At 63.3% G+C, this 15,528-nt stretch carries 17 protein-coding genes; 5 read left to right on the top strand and 12 right to left on the bottom strand.

What is annotated here, in order from left to right; genetic code table 11:
• The first annotated feature begins 1 nt into the window (after window position 1).
• The 4 genes from AHA_RS12685 (at window position 2) to hypA (ending at window position 2,777) form a co-directional block, all read left to right on the top strand.
• A complete protein-coding gene (locus tag AHA_RS12685; RefSeq protein ID WP_011706336.1) occupies window positions 2-253 on the top strand; it encodes a HypC/HybG/HupF family hydrogenase formation chaperone in 252 nt (83 codons plus the stop codon).
• Entirely contained in the window at window positions 247-1,365 is a 1,119-nt protein-coding gene (gene hypD / locus AHA_RS12690) for a hydrogenase formation protein HypD (RefSeq protein ID WP_011706337.1), read from the top strand. The genes AHA_RS12685 and hypD overlap by 7 nt, the downstream gene beginning before the upstream one ends.
• A complete protein-coding gene (gene hypE, locus AHA_RS12695; protein WP_011706338.1) occupies window positions 1,362-2,366 on the top strand; it encodes a hydrogenase expression/formation protein HypE in 1,005 nt (334 codons plus the stop codon). Before hypD ends, hypE begins: the two co-directional genes overlap by 4 nt.
• Before the next feature lie 69 nt (window positions 2,367-2,435).
• Window positions 2,436-2,777: a hydrogenase maturation nickel metallochaperone HypA gene (gene hypA, locus AHA_RS12700; RefSeq protein WP_005333346.1), complete on the top strand. Its 342-nt coding sequence runs from the start codon at window positions 2,436-2,438 to the stop codon at window positions 2,775-2,777.
• On the opposite strand, the gene AHA_RS21880 is transcribed toward hypA, so the two are convergent.
• Window positions 2,755-3,141 (bottom strand): hypothetical protein, encoded by a 387-nt coding sequence (locus tag AHA_RS21880; protein ID WP_269146571.1) that lies wholly within the window; start codon window positions 3,139-3,141, stop codon window positions 2,755-2,757. The two genes, hypA and AHA_RS21880, sit on opposite strands and share 23 nt — an antisense overlap.
• Here AHA_RS21880 and hypB point away from each other — a divergent pair.
• A complete protein-coding gene (gene hypB, locus AHA_RS12705; RefSeq protein ID WP_202795493.1) occupies window positions 3,022-3,870 on the top strand; it encodes a hydrogenase nickel incorporation protein HypB in 849 nt (282 codons plus the stop codon). The two genes, AHA_RS21880 and hypB, sit on opposite strands and share 120 nt — an antisense overlap.
• 335 nt (window positions 3,871-4,205) lie before the next feature.
• Here hypB and AHA_RS12710 read toward each other — a convergent pair whose 3' ends face one another.
• From AHA_RS12710 to hybO, 11 genes are all read right to left on the bottom strand, one after another.
• The gene (locus tag AHA_RS12710) at window positions 4,206-4,847 is read right to left on the bottom strand and encodes an ATP-binding cassette domain-containing protein (RefSeq protein ID WP_011706340.1); all 642 of its coding nucleotides are present in this window, start codon (window positions 4,845-4,847) and stop codon (window positions 4,206-4,208) included.
• Complete coding sequence (locus tag AHA_RS12715) at window positions 4,847-5,635, bottom strand: ATP-binding cassette domain-containing protein (protein ID WP_011706341.1); 789 nt, start codon at window positions 5,633-5,635, stop codon at window positions 4,847-4,849. Before AHA_RS12715 ends, AHA_RS12710 begins: the two co-directional genes overlap by 1 nt.
• Window positions 5,636-5,738: 103 nt before the next feature.
• Window positions 5,739-6,551 (bottom strand): ABC transporter permease, encoded by an 813-nt coding sequence (locus AHA_RS12720; RefSeq protein WP_011706342.1) that lies wholly within the window; start codon window positions 6,549-6,551, stop codon window positions 5,739-5,741.
• Window positions 6,541-7,545 carry an ABC transporter permease gene (locus AHA_RS12725; protein WP_011706343.1) on the bottom strand — a complete coding sequence of 335 codons (1,005 nt, stop codon included), beginning with the start codon at window positions 7,543-7,545 and terminating at the stop codon, window positions 6,541-6,543. The genes AHA_RS12720 and AHA_RS12725 overlap by 11 nt, the downstream gene beginning before the upstream one ends.
• Window positions 7,530-9,161, bottom strand: coding sequence for an ABC transporter substrate-binding protein (locus AHA_RS12730; RefSeq protein ID WP_011706344.1), 1,632 nt, complete (start codon window positions 9,159-9,161; stop codon window positions 7,530-7,532). The genes AHA_RS12725 and AHA_RS12730 overlap by 16 nt, the downstream gene beginning before the upstream one ends.
• A 107-nt stretch (window positions 9,162-9,268) precedes the next feature.
• Window positions 9,269-9,817, bottom strand: a complete 549-nt coding sequence (hybE, locus tag AHA_RS12735) for a hydrogenase-2 assembly chaperone (protein ID WP_011706345.1) — start codon at window positions 9,815-9,817, stop codon at window positions 9,269-9,271.
• Window positions 9,799-10,329, bottom strand: coding sequence for a HyaD/HybD family hydrogenase maturation endopeptidase (locus tag AHA_RS12740; RefSeq protein ID WP_011706346.1), 531 nt, complete (start codon window positions 10,327-10,329; stop codon window positions 9,799-9,801). Before AHA_RS12740 ends, hybE begins: the two co-directional genes overlap by 19 nt.
• Complete coding sequence (gene hybC / locus AHA_RS12745; protein WP_011706347.1) at window positions 10,329-12,032, bottom strand: hydrogenase 2 large subunit; 1,704 nt, start codon at window positions 12,030-12,032, stop codon at window positions 10,329-10,331. The genes AHA_RS12740 and hybC overlap by 1 nt, the downstream gene beginning before the upstream one ends.
• Window positions 12,029-13,216: a Ni/Fe-hydrogenase cytochrome b subunit gene (gene hybB / locus AHA_RS12750; protein ID WP_011706348.1), complete on the bottom strand. Its 1,188-nt coding sequence runs from the start codon at window positions 13,214-13,216 to the stop codon at window positions 12,029-12,031. Before hybB ends, hybC begins: the two co-directional genes overlap by 4 nt.
• Window positions 13,209-14,234 carry a hydrogenase 2 operon protein HybA gene (hybA, locus tag AHA_RS12755; RefSeq protein ID WP_011706349.1) on the bottom strand — a complete coding sequence of 342 codons (1,026 nt, stop codon included), beginning with the start codon at window positions 14,232-14,234 and terminating at the stop codon, window positions 13,209-13,211. The genes hybB and hybA overlap by 8 nt, the downstream gene beginning before the upstream one ends.
• Before the next feature lie 2 nt (window positions 14,235-14,236).
• Complete coding sequence (hybO, locus tag AHA_RS12760) at window positions 14,237-15,370, bottom strand: hydrogenase 2 small subunit (RefSeq protein ID WP_011706350.1); 1,134 nt, start codon at window positions 15,368-15,370, stop codon at window positions 14,237-14,239.
• Between the last annotated feature and the right edge of the window lie 158 nt (window positions 15,371-15,528).

The following is a 15,528-nucleotide window of genomic DNA, read 5'->3' on the forward strand; positions in this document are numbered from 1 at the left end:
CATGTGTCTATCCATCCCCTCTCAGGTGGTGCAGCTGCACCCCGAAGATAACTGCGTCACCGTCGACACCCTGGGGGTGCAGCGACGCGTCAGCTGCATGCTGCTCGAAGAGCCTCTCAACATTGGCGACTATGTGCTGCTCCATATCGGCTTTGTGATGAGCAAGATTGACCAGGAGGAGGCGCAGGCCAGCCTCGAGAGCTTCCGCCAGATGGTGGCCCTGATGCCCAACCAGGATATCTTGCCATGCTGACCTTGAATGATCTCTTTCAGGGCTTTCGCCAGCCCGAGGTGATCCGCGCCCTCGCCGCCCAGATCACCGAACTGGCCAAAGATCTGTCCGAACCGCTGCGGGTCATGGAGGTGTGCGGCGGCCATACCCACACCATCATGAAGTACGGCCTGCACCAGCTGCTGCCCGCCAGCATCGAGTTCGTTCACGGCCCCGGCTGCCCGGTCTGCATCATGCCGAAAGAACGCATCGATCAGGCCATCGAGCTGGCTAGCCAGCCCAGCGTCATTCTGGTCACCCTGGGGGACATGATCCGGGTGCCGGGATCCAAGGGCACGCTGGCCCAGCAACGGGCCAAGGGGAGCGATATCCGCCCTGTCTATGACCCCCTCGATGCCCTGCGCATCGCCCGTGAGAACCCGGACAACACCGTGGTCTTCTTCGCCATCGGTTTCGAGACCTCTACCCCGATGACGGCGGCGCTGCTGGCTGCCGCTGAAGAGCAAGGGATTGAGAACCTCCTGTTTCATATCAACCATGTGCTGGTGCCGCCCGCCATTCATGCGGTGATGGCCGACGGGGTGGCCAAGGTGAACGCCTTTATCGGCCCCTCCCACGTCAGCGTCATCACCGGCGCCGATATCTACCTGCCCATCGTCGATCGTTATCAGGTGCCGGTGGTGGTGAGCGGCTTCGAGCCGGTGGATGTGATGGAGGCCCTCTTGATGATGGTGCGCCAGAAGGTGGAGGGTCGCTACGCGCTGGAGGTGCAGTACAGCCGGGCGGTCACCGCCAGCGGCAACCGCGCCGCCCAGCGGCTGGTCGAGCGCTTTTTCGAGACCCGCGAGCACTTTCGCTGGCGGGGTCTGGGGGATATCAACGCTTCCGCCCTGCGCCTGCGGGATGCCTTCGCCAAACGCGATGCGGAGCACCACTTCCAGCTTGATCAAACCCCCATCGATGACCACAAGGCATGCCAGTGCGCCGACATTCTGCGCGGCCTGGCCAAGCCGAACCAGTGCAAAGTCTTTGGCCGGGGCTGCACCCCGACCCAGCCCATGGGCAGCTGCATGGTCAGCTCCGAAGGGGCCTGCAATGCCTACTACCGATATATGGGGATCCAGGAACGATGAGAGAAATCCAACTTAGCCACGGTGGCGGCGGTGTCGAAATGAATCAGCTGATCAACCAGCTCTTCTTTCGCCACTTTGGCAACGAGATCCTGCTGCGCGGTGAAGATGCCGCCCTGTTGCCGGTAGAGGGCCCCGTTGCCTTCACCACCGACAGCTTTACCGTCTCGCCGCTCTTCTTCGAGGGGGGCGATATCGGCAAGCTGGCCATCGCTGGCACGGTCAATGATCTCGCCATGATGGGGGCCAAGCCCGAGTATCTGAGCTGCAGCTTTATCATCGAGGAGGGTTTCCCCTACGCCGATCTCGCCCGTATCGTCGAATCGATGGCCACTGAGCTTGCCAAGAGCGGTGCCCGCATCGTCTGCGGCGACACCAAGGTGGTACCCAAGGGGGCGGCCGACAAGATCTTCATCAACACCAGCGGGGTCGGCACTTTCCCGCTGCCCGAACAGAGCCGGGGCATCTCGGTGCGCAACCTCAAGGCCGGTGACGCCATTCTGGTGTCGCGGGATATCGGCAGCCACGGCGCCTGCATCCTGATGGCCCGTGACGCCCTGCAACTGGGATCTGATCTCAAGAGCGACTGCACCACCCTCTGGCCACAGGTAGAAGCGCTGCTAAAAGCGGGCATTACCCCGCACGCCCTGCGCGATGCCACCCGCGGTGGCCTTGCCGCCGTGCTCAACGAGTGGAGCAGCGCCTCCGGCGTTGCCATCGAGCTGGAGGAGTCCGCCATTCCGGTGTGCGATCCGGTGCGTGGCCTGTGTGAGCTCTACGGTTTCGAGCCCCATGATCTCGCCAACGAGGGAACCATGGTGCTGGCCCTGCCTGCTGAACAGGCGCAGGACGCACTGGGCATCTTGCGGCAATTCAACCCAGCCGCCAGCCAGATCGGCGTGGTACAGGCGAGCGATCGCCACAAGGTGATCCTGAGCAACCCCTGGGGCAGCCGCCGTTATCTGGAGCTGCCGCAAGGGGAGCTGCTGCCGCGGATCTGTTGAGCGGCCATGCCGTTCGGTCAATTACAGGGAGGAGTCACTGCTTTTCCCCCTATCGGTTAAGGAGCCACCATGCACGAAATGTCTCTGGCCATGGCCGCCATCGATCTGGCGGCCGAACAGGCTACCCAGCGGGGCTTTACCAAGGTGACCGCCCTCTGGCTCGAGGTCGGCAGCTTCTCCTGCGTCGACCCGGACACCATTGCCTTCTGTTTCGAGGCTGCCGCCAAGGGCACCGCCGTCGAAGGAGCCCAGCTTCACTTTCAGCACCAGGCGGCAGAGGCCTGGTGTTACGACTGCAACAAGACGGTCACCCTCACCGAGCGCGGGCAAGCCTGTCCCGAGTGTGGCGGGTACAAATTACGAGTCGCGCAGGGTGATAGCCTGCGCATCACCGACATCGAGGTAAGTTGATATGTGTAGCGTATGCGGATGCGGCCAGGCGCGGATCGCCGGCCATGAACACGATCATGAGCATCATCATGAACATGGACATCATCATGAACATGGACATCACCATGAACACGACCATCATCATGCTCATGACGCCCATCACCATCATGACCACGAGCAGAGCGCGCCACGCCCCCTGATCATTCACCACCACTATCACCATCAGGGGGATGTCCATCACCACTACCACGGGGTACGGGCGCCAGTGGGAGCAGAGGGTCATGAGCACCATCACGATCACCCCCACGACCTTCATCATGAGCATGCCCACTCTCATGACCACAGCCATTCCCACGCGCATCCCCATGATCACAGCCATGACCATGACCATGACCATGACCATGACCACCAGCAGGGTGACCAGCACTACGGCAAAGGGGAAGCGGGATTGTCGGTCCCCGGCATGGGGCAGCGCCAGCTGATCGCCATCGAGATGGATGTGCTGGCCAAAAACAACGCGCTGGCCGCCCACAACCGCGAGCACTTCGACGAGGCGGCCCAGCTGGTGCTCAATCTGGTATCGAGCCCGGGTTCAGGCAAGACCACCCTGCTGTGCGAAACCCTGCGCCAGCTGGCCGACAAGCGCCCTTGCGCGGTGATCGAAGGGGATCAGCAGACCAGCGCCGATGCGGATCGCATCCGTGCCACCGGCGTGCCTGCCGTGCAGATCAACACCGGCAAGGGCTGCCATCTGGACGCCAAGATGGTTCACGACGCCTGCCACCAGCTGCCCGCCAATGAAGGGGGCATCCTCTTTATCGAGAACGTGGGCAATCTGGTCTGCCCCGCCAGCTTCGATCTCGGCGAGAAGTACAAGGTGGCGATCCTCTCCGTCACCGAGGGGGAAGAGAAGCCGCTGAAATACCCGGATATGTTTGCCGCCGCCCAGCTGATGGTGATCAACAAGATCGATCTGCTGCCCTACGTCAGCTTTGACGTGGCACGCTGCATCGAGAACGCCAAACGGGTCAACCCCTATATCCAGGTGATCCAGGTCAGCGCCACCACGGGCGAAGGGATGGATGCCTGGCTCAACTGGCTGGCCACTGCCTGAAACAGTTAAACGCCGCTGATAACGGTAGAAAACAAGAGAGGGAGGCTGATGCCTCCCTCTCTTTTATCTGTGGACCTTGTCGGCCGTCCTATCTGTCCAGAGTGGCCAGCCTCTCACACTCGCGTCTCCTCACCCTGGCCCTCTCCCCAAGGAGAGGGAACCGGTTCGTGAATGCCAACAACATGCTGCAACAATACGCTCCTCTCAGGCCCCTCAGGAGTGGCTTGAGCATAACAACCAGCCCTGTTTTCCAAACCCCGAGCCAGGCGAGATAGCACCTTCCGCCCCCTTCTCCCCTTGCGGGAGAAGGGCTGGGGATGAGGGGGAACCAACTATCAAGCCGCGCTTTCGGTCAGCTCCCCAGATTCGGGCTGCATCTCACCAAAGCGCAGCACCCGATGGCAGATCTGGCGCAGCAGTGCCTGCTGGTGACTGAAGACAAGCATGCCAAGCCCGCGCTGCTCGCACTCCATCATCAGCTCCCGCCAGAGTTGGCGCTGAATTTGCGGATCCAGCTGGGCGGTCACCTCATCGGCAATCAGCAGACGGGTGCGGGGATCGAGGGCGCGCAGCAGCGCGATGCGGGCCAGCTCGCCACCGGAGAGCTGGCCGGGTTTACGACTGAGCCACACAGGCTTGACCATAAAGCGGGCCAGCATGGCCTCATCGGGGCGCCACACATCCCACAGCGCCTGCCCGGTAGTGCGATAGGGATTGAAGGTGAGCTCCGGGTGCTGGGGCACCAGCTGGATGGGGTTATAACCTTTTATCCGTTCAGGCACAGGCTGCCCATCCAGCAGGAGCTGACCGCCGGCCCCAATCGGTTGCCAACCTGCCAATACCCGCCCCAGCGTGGTCTTGCCGTGGCCGCTCGGGGCAGAGATGCCGAGCCGCTCGCCCGCCTTCACCGTCAGTGACAACCCCTGCCAGAGGGAGCGTTCCCCCTGGGCGATGGTGAGATTTCGTACTTCCAACATCAGGAAACCTCCGGCACAGAGAAGAGCGCGTTGAACTCCGGCAGCGCCTGCCAGTGGGCACGGAGCATCTCGCTCCCCTGCCCCTGACGCAGATGGTGGCAGCTCAAGGTGTCGCTCACCTGCCCCTGATGCAGCGCCACGATGCGATCGGCAAAACGGGCCGCCAGCGCCAGATCATGGGTCACCCAGAGGATACCGCTGCCCTGATTGGCCAATTCACGCAACTGGCCGAGCAGCTGGCAGGCCAGCCCCTCGTCGAGCCAGGCGGTGATCTCGTCCGCCAGAATGTAGCGGGCACCGCCAAGTGCCGCGGTGCAGGCCAGAATGCGCTTGGCCATGCCACCGGAGAGCTGGCGCGGATAGCTGTCCAGGGTGGTGGCGGGCAGCTGGTAGCGCAGCAGCTGCTCGCCGAGCCGCTCGCGAGAACCGCTCTGACCGCACAGACGCGCCGCCCGGCCCAGCTGACGCTCCACCGTCAGCAACGGATTGAGGGCGCTCACCCCCTGCGGCACATAACAGAGGGTGTGGCCACGCAGACGAGCCCGGCTGGCGTCGCACAGGGGCACGCCATCGAGGGAGATGGTGCCGCGCATGCGCAGGTTGTCCGGCAGCAGGGTCAGGGCGCTTTGCAGCAGCAGGCTCTTGCCCTCGCCGCTCCCCCCCACCAGTGCCACTATCTCCCCCGGCGCCAGTTGCAGGCAGATATCGGTCAGCAATGGCTGCCAGCTGCGCCGCCCCAGCCAGGAGTAGTGGGCCGCCTCAATGGTCACCTGATCAAAACTCAGCATGGTTCACTCCTGTGCCACAGCAGCTGTTGCAAGGAGCGCAAGTAACCTGATCGAACAACCGCGCCTGCCAGACTGTGCTGACGCCAGATGGCGCTTTCAAATATCAGCATGGTTCTCCCCCAAACCAGAGTTGCTGCAGGGCACGAGTCGCCTGATCAAACAGCAGGACCAACGTCAGCAGCATCAGACCGGGGAAGAGGGCAAGCCACCAGCCGCCACCGGCCAGATAACGCAGGGCATCGGCCAGCAGCAGACCCAGCGAGGCCTCGTGGGCCGCCAGACCAAAGCCGAGGAAGCTCAGCGCCGCGCTGTGCAGCACCGCGTGGGGGAACATCAGCAGGGTGCCGATAAACCACTGGGGCAACAGCCCCGGCAGCAGGTGGGTACGCCAGCGGCGCAGCGCCCCCATCCCCTGACTGCGGGCCAACACCACGTAGTCGCTGCTGGCGATGCGCCGCGCCTCGGCACAGAGAATGAGCGCCAGCTTGGGCCAGTGGGTGAGCGCCACCGCCAGGATCACCCCGCGCATGCCCCCCCCTGCGGTAAAGCAGATCAGGATCAACAGCAGCATATGGGGCAGCGCCAGCATGGCGTCGATCACGAGGCGCACCGCCGCATCGCATCGGGGATGGATGAGCGAGACACTGGCCGCCACCATGGCCAGCAGACCGCTGCACAGGGCCGTGCTGATGCCCAGCTCCAGACTGGTGAGGGTACCCTGAAAGGCCCGCAGCCAGAGATCCCGCCCCATCTGATCGGTGCCGAACCAGTGCACCAGCGAGGGGGGCTGCTGGCGCGCCAGCAGATCCATCGGCACATCCTGATGAGAGAGGCTCCAGCCGTAAGTGGCCAGCAGCAGCAGGCAGATCAGCGCAAAGCCCAGACGCAGCAAGGAGGGGAGCGGATTAAACAACATGCATACCCTCCCAACCGCGGTTGATGCGGGTCAGCAGTACCCGCGCCGCCGTGTTGCCCAAAAAGACCAGCAGGGTACAGAAGAGCACTATGCCCATCAGCAGGGGGATATCCCCCCTCAGCCCCGCATCCACGGTGGCCTGCCCGAGCCCCGGATAGGAGAAGACCTTCTCTGCCAACAGGGATCCACCGATCAGCTCACCGAGGGAGGCAAACTGCAGGCAGAGCGCCGGCGTCAGGGCGTGGCGCAGCACGTGAAAGCGCAGCATGGGCCAGCCGCCATCGCCCTGGGCGCGGGCATAGCGAATAAAGTCGCTCGCCAGCACCTCGGCTACCCGCGCCCGGGTGTGCAGGGCGATATTGCCAAGCCCCAGCAGGGTCAGGGTCGCCACCGGCAGCAACAGATGACGCAACCGCATCAGCCAGTCCGCCTCATCGGCAGCGAGCCCCGGCGTCCAGGCGCAGCAGACCGGCAGCAGCGGCCAGTGCACCGCAAACAGCGCCAGCAGCAAGAGGCCGACCCAGAAGGTGGGCAAGGAGGCGAGCAGATAGGCAAAGCGGCGAATCAGGCGATCGGGCCAGCGGTTGAGATAGCGACCGGCGCAGAGGCCCAGCAAAATGCCGAAACAGCCGGAGAGCAGCCAGGCGCCTGCCAGCAGCAGGAAAGAGGCGGCAAAGCGCTGGCCAATAACCTCGCTCACCGGCGCGTTGTAGAGCATGGAATAACCGAGATCCCCCTGCAGCACTTGGGTGAACCAGTGCCAGTAACGCAGCCAGAGCGGCTGATCCAGCCCCCAGCGAGCGGCGATGCGGGCGTACTGCTCCGGCGGCACATGGAGCAGATCGTTGCCGATATAGGCCTTGATGGGATCGATGGGGGAGTAGCTCAGCAACACAAAGGTGGCAACAGAGACCAGACAGAGCAGCCCTGCCAAACGCAGCAGGGCTTTCAGAGTGGCAGTCATCATGGTGGACGAACTTAACGGCACGTCCACCGCCAATCCTGCAGGTTGTTGAGCAAGGACCAGCTACCGTGGATCTCCGGCGCTCCCTTGCCAAGGTCGATGCAGCGGTTGGCGAGATAAGTGTGCTGCACGTTGAGCAGCCAGGCCCAGGCCGCATCGCCCTGCACTCCGGCGCCACGCTTGCCATCCCACTCCACCTGCTGCCAGAACGGCACGGCAGCCTGCCAGTCGGGGGCATCCAGCGCCTGCTTGAGGTGGCCATCCACCACCGGATTCTGGTAATAGCCCGGGTTGTAGAACTCCACGCCGGCGGAACCGCTCTGGTAGTGGTGATAGAGCTCCATGGGATCCAGGCTCCCCCACCCCATCAGCACCGGATTGGCGTGCATCTCGCGCTCCACCTGCTCCCAGCTGCCGGACTTGAGGCTCACCTCGAGGCCGATGGGTTTGAGCATGGCCCGCACCGCTTCCGCCAGATCCCGGCGAGTGCTGTCGCCGCTGGTGTACCAGAGGGTAAAGGCGGCGCGCAGATTGCCTTTGTGGCGAACGCCGTCGCTCCCCATCTTCCAGCCTGCCTCATCGAGCAGGGCATTGGCATGGGCGGCATCCCCATCCTTGAAGGCGGTGGCTTTATTCAGCCAGGGCAAGCCTTCTACCGCGCTGTAAGCGGGAATGGCGTGCCCTTCCAGCAGCTGGTCGGCCAGCAGCTTGCGGTCGATGGCGTAGTTGATGGCGCGGCGCACCGCTACGTCCGAGGTCACGTCATTGCCGATGGGATAACCCTTGGCATCCTTGCCACCCGCCGGTGGAATGGGGAAGACGATGCCTCGGTTCTCCACGCTCGGCCGCACCCACAGCTTGAGGGAGGCAGGGACTGTGGGCGCCAGCGAGGGGGCGATGCGCACCAAGTCGAGCTGGCTGCTCTGGGCGGCAGCGTAGGCGCTCTCTTCATCGATAAAGACAAACACCAGCCGTTTGAAGTCATTATTGCCGCCGGCGTAATGGGGGTTGGCCTCCACCACCAGCTGCTGGCCGGGCAGGAAGCTCACCAGCCGGTAAGGGCCGGCGCCGACCGGATGGCGGGCGTAAGCCTTGGGATCGTAATCCCGCTTCGACACGATTCCGAGCGATCCCAGCACGTTGACGAAGGTGCTCTGGGGGGCGCTTAAGACTATGGCAACCTCGGTAGGCGAGAGCACCTTGGCCGAGACAAAGTTGCCCATGTCGATCTTGCCGCCGCCCTGGGCTGCGCTGTTGTAGGTAAAGGCAACGTCTTCGGCGGTGAGCGGCGCGCCATTGGAGAATGTCAGATCCGGCTTGAGGCGGATAAGCCACCCCTTGCCATCCTGGTTCGGGGTCACCGCCTGGGTAAGCACGTTCTGCCAGCTGAGATCGGCGTTTTGTTTGAGCAGCGGGCTGTGCAGCAGCAGGTAGCTGCCGTGGCTCCAGCCAAGCAGCGGATCGAACCCTTCGGTGGGCTCACTGCCGATGGCAAGCTTGAGTTCGGCGGGGACGGGCTGGGCCGCCAGCGCCATGGAAGAGAAACCGCCCGAGAGCAGGGCCAGCAAGGCGGCCGCGGTGACAGAGAGGCCTTTGCGGCGGGTGGCGTTGCTGCCTGAGTGGCAGCCAAAGCATTGAATGGTCATAAGATCCCTTGTTCGTTTTACCACTCACTACCCAAAAAACAGGGGCACGACAGAAGTGAGTGAGGGGCCAAAACGGCCCCTATTCTAAACCTGATTGCAGATGAGACCTAGCGCTGGGTGTCGCCCACAGCGTCGGTGCGCCGGCCGCTGAACAGGCGACGCCGGCTCAAGTTCACGCCGCCCTCCCCCTGCTGCACCGGAAGCGAAAGCAGCATCTTGAGGGTGCTGCTCACCAGCGCCCGACCCTCGTCGGCCCCCAGATGCGGGTCGATGGGGGACATGAGCGAGCAGGCCAGCAACTGCCCCGTCTCGGGCAATGCCCCCACCATAAAGGTCAGGTTGCCGCAGGGGAGCTGCAGGGCGAGCCGATCGCTGCTGCCGCGTACCGGCCAGAGTTGATCCGGCCCCGGCAGCACCACCACGCTCAGCATCCAGGGGGTGAGCACGCAGCCGAGCCACTGCCCTTCAAACAGGGTGCACTCGGCCACGATGGGCATGGCAGGGTGATAGAAGGGCAACGCCTGCATCTCTTGCTGCGCGATCCGCTCGTACTGGGCTACCAGCAGAGGCGCGGGATTGGTGGCAAAACCGCTAAACTCCTGCGCCGGCTCTTGCGCGGCTTCGTTCACTGCCTCATTCACAATGGATTGCGCCATACGCCCTCCCGCACTTGGTCAGCTTTTTCCTGCTCAGAAAGCGGGATGGCGGGTGCTCCCAGACTGGCCAGCAGGGTCAGGATCCGATCCGTCGCCTCCCCCATGGCAGCCGCCACCACGGGGGTGAGGCCGATGCGGGGCTCGAGGGATTCGGGCTCGACCCCGATCAGGGTGAGCTGCCTGGGGGATTCCCCCGTCATGTGCAGCGCCGAGAGCACGTCCGCCAGCCCCAGCTGATGGGGGGAGATCTTGCGACCGAACAGGGTCGGGATCTCCTCATCCTTCAGGGTCACCACGGTACCCGGTGGATTGCCGCTGCGCACCGCGTCCGCCAAGATGATGTGGTCGCGACTGGCCATCGCTTCGAGCAGCTCCATGCCGGCGGTGCCGCCATCGAGCAGCTCGATGCCGGGGGCGAAACGGTAGTCGCGCTCCAGCCCCTCGACGATGCGCACGCCGACGGCTTCATCGCTCAACAGCAGGTTGCCCACGCCCAGGATCAGGGTGTTCATCACAGCACCTTCACCTGAGTTGTTTCACCACTCTGGGTATCCACCACGTGCACCGCGCAGGACATGCAGGGGTCGAACGAGTGGATGGTGCGCACCACCTCCAGCGGCTTGGCGGGGTCGGCCACCGGGGTGCCTACCAGGGATTGCTCGTAGGGGCCCGGCTCGTCGTTGAAGTTGCGCGGGCCCGAGTTCCAGGTCGACGGTACCACCGCCTGATAGTTCTCGATCTTGCCGCCCTTGATGACGATCCAGTGGGAGAGCATGCCGCGCGGCGCCTCTTCAAAGCCCACCCCGCGAAACTCCTTGTCCGCCGGGATCTCGGTCTTGATGTAGGCGCTGAAATCCCCCTTGCCGATGTTGTCCACCAGCGCCTTCCACTGATGGGACAAGGTGTCTTTGAGCACGCAGCAGCGCACCGCCCGACCGATGATGCGGCCCAGGGTGGAGTGCAGCTGTTCGGTCTTGATGGCAGAGCCGGTGAGCGTTTTATAGAGGCCGTTCAGCTGATCGAAGTGCGCCACCGTCTCCGGGTGCTTGGCAGCCAGTTTCACCAAGAGGTCTGCGAGCGGCCCCACCTCCACCACCTTGCCGTAGAAGGTGGGAGATTTGACCCAGGAGTACTTGCCGTCATCCTGCCAGCCGGTGTAGTTGGGCTCGGTCTTGCCCTCCCAGGGTTTGAGGGGTTCGTCATCCTTGTACCAGGCGTGCTTGTTGCTCTCGGCAATGCCATCCATCAGCCAGGCATCCTGATGGCTCTCGATGGGGCGATAGCCGGCCAGATCGCCGTTCTCGATGTAGCCACCGGGCATCAGGAAGCTGCCGCCGTCACCGTCGGTGGGCAGTTCAGGCACGCTCAGGTAGTGCTTGGCCCCCTGCCCCAGGTTCAGCCACTCGGGGTAGTGCGCGGCTATGATGGCGGCATCCACCTTGTAGACCTGCTCGATGAACTCGCCGAGCCGGTCGATAAAGCTCTTCACATAGAGCAGCCGTTCCAGGTTGAGCACGCTCGGCGCATCCAGGCTGATGGGGTTGGCCACCCCACCCACCGCCAGGTTCTGGATGTGGGGCGTCTTGCCGCCGAGGATGGCGACGATGCGGTTGGCATCGCGCTGGCACTCCAATGCCTGCAGGTAGTGGGCCACGGCGATGAGGTTCACCTCCGGGCTCAGTTTCATCGCCTTGTGGCCCCAGTAGCCGTTGGCGAAGATACCGAGCTGGCCGCTGGCTACTAGGGCGCGGATCTTGTCCTGCACCTTGGTCAGCTCGTCGGCGCTGTTGAGGGACCAGGTCGATACCCCCTTGAGCAGGTCGGCCGCTTTTTGCGGATTGGCCTGCAGTGCGGCGGTGATGTCCACCCAGTCCAGCGCGGAGAGCTGATAGAAGTGGACGATGTGATCGTGGATGTTGTGGGCCGCAATGATCAGGTTGCGGATGTACTGGGCGTTGACCGGCACCTTGGCGCCGATGGCGTTCTCCACCGCCCGCACCGAGGCGATGGCGTGAATGGAGGTGCACACCCCGCAGATGCGCTGCACAATCATCCAGGCATCGCGCGGGTCGTTACCCTTGACGATCTCCTCCATCCCGCGCCACATGGTGCCGGACGACCAGGCCTTGGTGACGACGCCGCCTTCGATTTCACAGTCGATACGCAGGTGACCCTCGATGCGGGTGATGGGGTCTATGGTGATACGTTGGCTCATACGTTGGCTTTCCCTCGGGCCTGATAATCTTGGTGAACACGTTCAAGTGATGGCAGTACCGGCAGCAGCCGGATCAGCAGCAAATAGGCACACACCTCGATGGCGACGAAGCCCAAGGAGATCAGCACTTCCGCCGCGGAGGGGAAGTAGTGGTAGCCATTGCCGGGGTTGAAGGCGAGCAGGGAGTAGTCCAGTCGCCAGAGGGCGGCGCCCAGCAGCATGCTGAGGGCCCCCAGGAACAACATGCGCGAATCGCGGCGGCTCTTGTCCCAGTGGAACACCAGCAGCGGGAAGATCATCAGCGCGATCTCGCTCCAGAACATCAAGGCGTAGCGATCCCACTGGGAGAGGTACTCCGACTTGTCGTTGATGACGATCTCGGCAAAGCGCAGCGCCACGAACAGGATCAGGAAGATGTCGATCACCTGGGTCAGCTTGTAGAACAGCGGCTTCTCGTTGGGACCGCGCCCCGCCAGCCCCGCCTGCACCAGGGAGCCTTCAAACACCACGATGGAGAAGCCCATGATGAAGGCGGTGAGCAAGGAGAAGACCGGCAGCAGCTCGTAGCTCTGCCAGAGCGGATGGATCTTCTCCCCTGCCACTATCATCAGGGATCCCATGGAGGATTGGTGCATGGTGGGCAGCAGGGCCCCCAGCGCCAGGATGAAGAACATGACCTTGTTGATCCGCGCAAGGGAGACCTTCCAGCCGAACTTCTCCATCAGCACGGGGGCAAACTCCAGCGCCATCACCCCGATATAGATGGTCATACAGACCGCCGTCTCGAACAGCACCGAGGAGGTGTTGAAGAAACCCGGAATGTAGAAGTAAGGCAGGTTCCAGTAACGGCCGACATCGATGGTGATGGAAAGGCCGCCCAGCGAATAACCGAACAGGCTCGCCAGCAGGGCCGGTCGCACCAGGGGGTGATACTCGCCCCGGTTGAAGACGTAGACCGCCCAGGCCAGCGCCCAGCCGCCGCAGGCGAAACCGGTGCCGATCAGCAGATCGAACGAGATCCAGAGCCCCCAGGGGTAGCCGCCGTTGAGATCGGTGACCGAGCCCAGCCCGAAGATGAGGCGTTTGAGGATCAGCATGCCGCACAGGATGACGAACGGCGCCAGCACCATGACCGGCCAGCTGACCAGCCTGCCTCCCAGCGGATGTGCCTTGTGATTACTCATGATCCTTGCCTCCTGATTGCTTGTCATGGCCCGCGTGCGAGTCATGATCGTCGCCATCCTGATGGTCCTTGGTGTTGCGGCGAATGAGCACCGAGAGCCCGGTCAGCACCACCAGCGGCAGCACCATCCCCTTGTAGAGGGTGTGCTGGATGTGCTCGGAGCGCGCCCCGGAGGAGAGCTCCGGCAAGTCAGGCATGTCGAGCTTGGTGTAGGGCACCCCGGCCAGCACCAGTACCTGGGTGCCGCCCCCCTCCTTCTCGCCATAGACGTAAGGCTGGTAGTTGGGCACTTCATGCAGGTAGGGATCGTTGGCGCTGAAGGTCTGGCGCGGGTAGGCGTATTCGCTGCCCGGGGTGGCCAGCAGCCGGCGCTTGGCCTCGGCCATCAGCGCCTCCCGGGTGCCGAAGATGACGGCGCCGGTCGGGCACACCTCGACACAGCCGGGCAACTTGCCCTGATCGATGCGCTCAAGCCCCTTCTGGTTGCAGAGCTCGCACTTGTGGATCGCCCCCAGCGGGTTGTCGTAGTCATATTTGGGCACGTCGAACGGGCAGCCCACCATGCAGTAGCGGCAGCCGGTGCAGACGTCCGGGTCATAGTGGACGATGCCGGTCTTGGGATCCTTGGTCAGCGCCTGCACCGGGCAGACGGAGACGCAGTTGGGATCGACACAGTGCATGCACTGCTTCTTGATGTAGGCATAGCCATCCACCAGCTGATCCTTGTGCTCACCCGTGCCGCTCTTCCACACCTGAATGATGTTGTTGGTGTAGGGGCTCAGCTTGTCGTTGTTGGACCAGGTCGCTTCCCCAGCCGGATTGGCCGGGTTGCCGTTGAGGCGCTGACACTCCGCCACGCAGGCCTGGCAGCCGATGCAGAGGGTGGAGTCGTAGAGCATACCGAGCGCACCGGGAATGGGCGGCTTGTTCTCGGCCGCCGCCAGGGCAGTGCCGGAGACGGTGGTGCCCGCCGCCAGCGCACCGACGGAGGCGAATTTGAGGAAATTGCGTCTGTTCACGGTCACTCCTCCCGTGAGGTGTGCTGCCCGGCTTCATGGCGCTTCTGCTGGCGACCGAGCTCGCGCACCGTCATCAGACTCACCCCGACCAGCACCCCGAGCGCCCCACCGATAAGGCCGGTGGCGGTGGGCGACATGTGTCCTCCCTCCTGGATGGCCACGTCGGGCTTGTTCACCCGCGGGGTGGGATTCTCCACCTTGGCGAGCTGGAAGATCCCCTTGCTGAAACCCACTCCCTGCTCGTTGCAGCCGTAGCAGGGGTGGCCGATGCCCACCGGCCAGATGCCGCCACCGACGTCGCAGAACTCCAGGGTCGAGCAGTTGCCGTAGGTCTCCGGCCCCTTGCAGCCAAGATGGTAGAGACACCAGCCCTGACGGTGGCCCTCGTCGCCAAACTCCTTGGCGAAGCGGCCGGCGTCGAAATGCGGGCGGCGCTCACAGTTTTCGTGGATGAGCCGCTCATAGGCAAACAGCGGCCGCTTCTTGGCATCGAGCGCCGGCAGCTTGCCGTAGGTGATGTAGTAGGCGACCGTGGTGAGGAAGTTGTGGGGATTGGGCGGGCAGCCCGGGATATTGATAATCGGCGTGCCGAGGTTGCCGAGGGCCTCCTCCAGGCTGACGGCACCGGTCGGGTTGCCGCCGCTGGCAGGCACCCCGCCCCAGGCGGCGCAGGAGCCGATGGCGATGACGGCAGCCGCATCGGCAGCCGCGCGGCGAATATGGTCGACGATGGGTTCCCCGGCCACCATGCAGTAGATGCCGCCATCTTTAAGCGGGATGGAGCCGTCCACCACCAGCACATACTTGCCCTTGTAGCGTTCGATGGCATTGTGCTTGTTCTCTTCGGCCTGATGGCCGAAGGCCGCCGAGAGCACCTCGTGGTACTCCAGCGAAATGGTGTTGAGGATCAGGTTCTCGATGGTGGGGTGGGTGGCGCGCAGCAGCGATTCGGTGCAACCGGTACACTCCTGCGCCCCTATCCAGATCACCGGTGGCCGCTCGGGGCTGGTGAGCGCGGTAGCCATCTTGGCCACGGCATGCTGGCTTAATCCAAGGGTTGCGGCCATCCCGGCGCACAGTTTCATAAAGTCACGGCGATTAATTCCATGAGCCGATAAAAAAGTATCCTCGACCATTCTTTTTATTCCCGTAGTGAGCACTTGTTTGATAAATGCTTAATAGCGGAAATGCTAAGTACTCCCCCCCTGCCCCGCGTTGATCTCCATCAAGTGACGGAACATTATTCAAATAGAAAACTCATCAGCATGGATATAAAAATTTCATATGTAGCATA

It is taken from the genome of Aeromonas hydrophila subsp. hydrophila ATCC 7966 (assembly GCF_000014805.1).
Lineage (GTDB): Bacteria > Pseudomonadota > Gammaproteobacteria > Enterobacterales > Aeromonadaceae > Aeromonas > Aeromonas hydrophila.

Coding starts and splice junctions, on each gene's coding strand:
- hypA (WP_005333346.1), top strand. CDS start 2,436: ATGCACGAAATGTCTCTGGCCATGGCCGCCATCGATCTGGCGGCCGAA.
- AHA_RS12740 (WP_011706346.1), bottom strand. CDS start 10,329: ATGAACACCCTGATCCTGGGCGTGGGCAACCTGCTGTTGAGCGATGAA.
- AHA_RS12720 (WP_011706342.1), bottom strand. CDS start 6,551: ATGTTGTTTAATCCGCTCCCCTCCTTGCTGCGTCTGGGCTTTGCGCTG.
- AHA_RS12710 (WP_011706340.1), bottom strand. CDS start 4,847: ATGTTGGAAGTACGAAATCTCACCATCGCCCAGGGGGAACGCTCCCTC.
- AHA_RS12715 (WP_011706341.1), bottom strand. CDS start 5,635: ATGCTGAGTTTTGATCAGGTGACCATTGAGGCGGCCCACTACTCCTGG.
- AHA_RS12730 (WP_011706344.1), bottom strand. CDS start 9,161: ATGACCATTCAATGCTTTGGCTGCCACTCAGGCAGCAACGCCACCCGC.
- AHA_RS21880 (WP_269146571.1), bottom strand. CDS start 3,141: ATGGTCATGGCTGTGATCATGGGGATGCGCGTGGGAATGGCTGTGGTC.
- hypE (WP_011706338.1), top strand. CDS start 1,362: ATGAGAGAAATCCAACTTAGCCACGGTGGCGGCGGTGTCGAAATGAAT.
- hybC (WP_011706347.1), bottom strand. CDS start 12,032: ATGAGCCAACGTATCACCATAGACCCCATCACCCGCATCGAGGGTCAC.
- hybO (WP_011706350.1), bottom strand. CDS start 15,370: ATGGTCGAGGATACTTTTTTATCGGCTCATGGAATTAATCGCCGTGAC.
- hybE (WP_011706345.1), bottom strand. CDS start 9,817: ATGGCGCAATCCATTGTGAATGAGGCAGTGAACGAAGCCGCGCAAGAG.
- hybB (WP_011706348.1), bottom strand. CDS start 13,216: ATGAGTAATCACAAGGCACATCCGCTGGGAGGCAGGCTGGTCAGCTGG.
- AHA_RS12685 (WP_011706336.1), top strand. CDS start 2: ATGTGTCTATCCATCCCCTCTCAGGTGGTGCAGCTGCACCCCGAAGAT.
- hypD (WP_011706337.1), top strand. CDS start 247: ATGCTGACCTTGAATGATCTCTTTCAGGGCTTTCGCCAGCCCGAGGTG.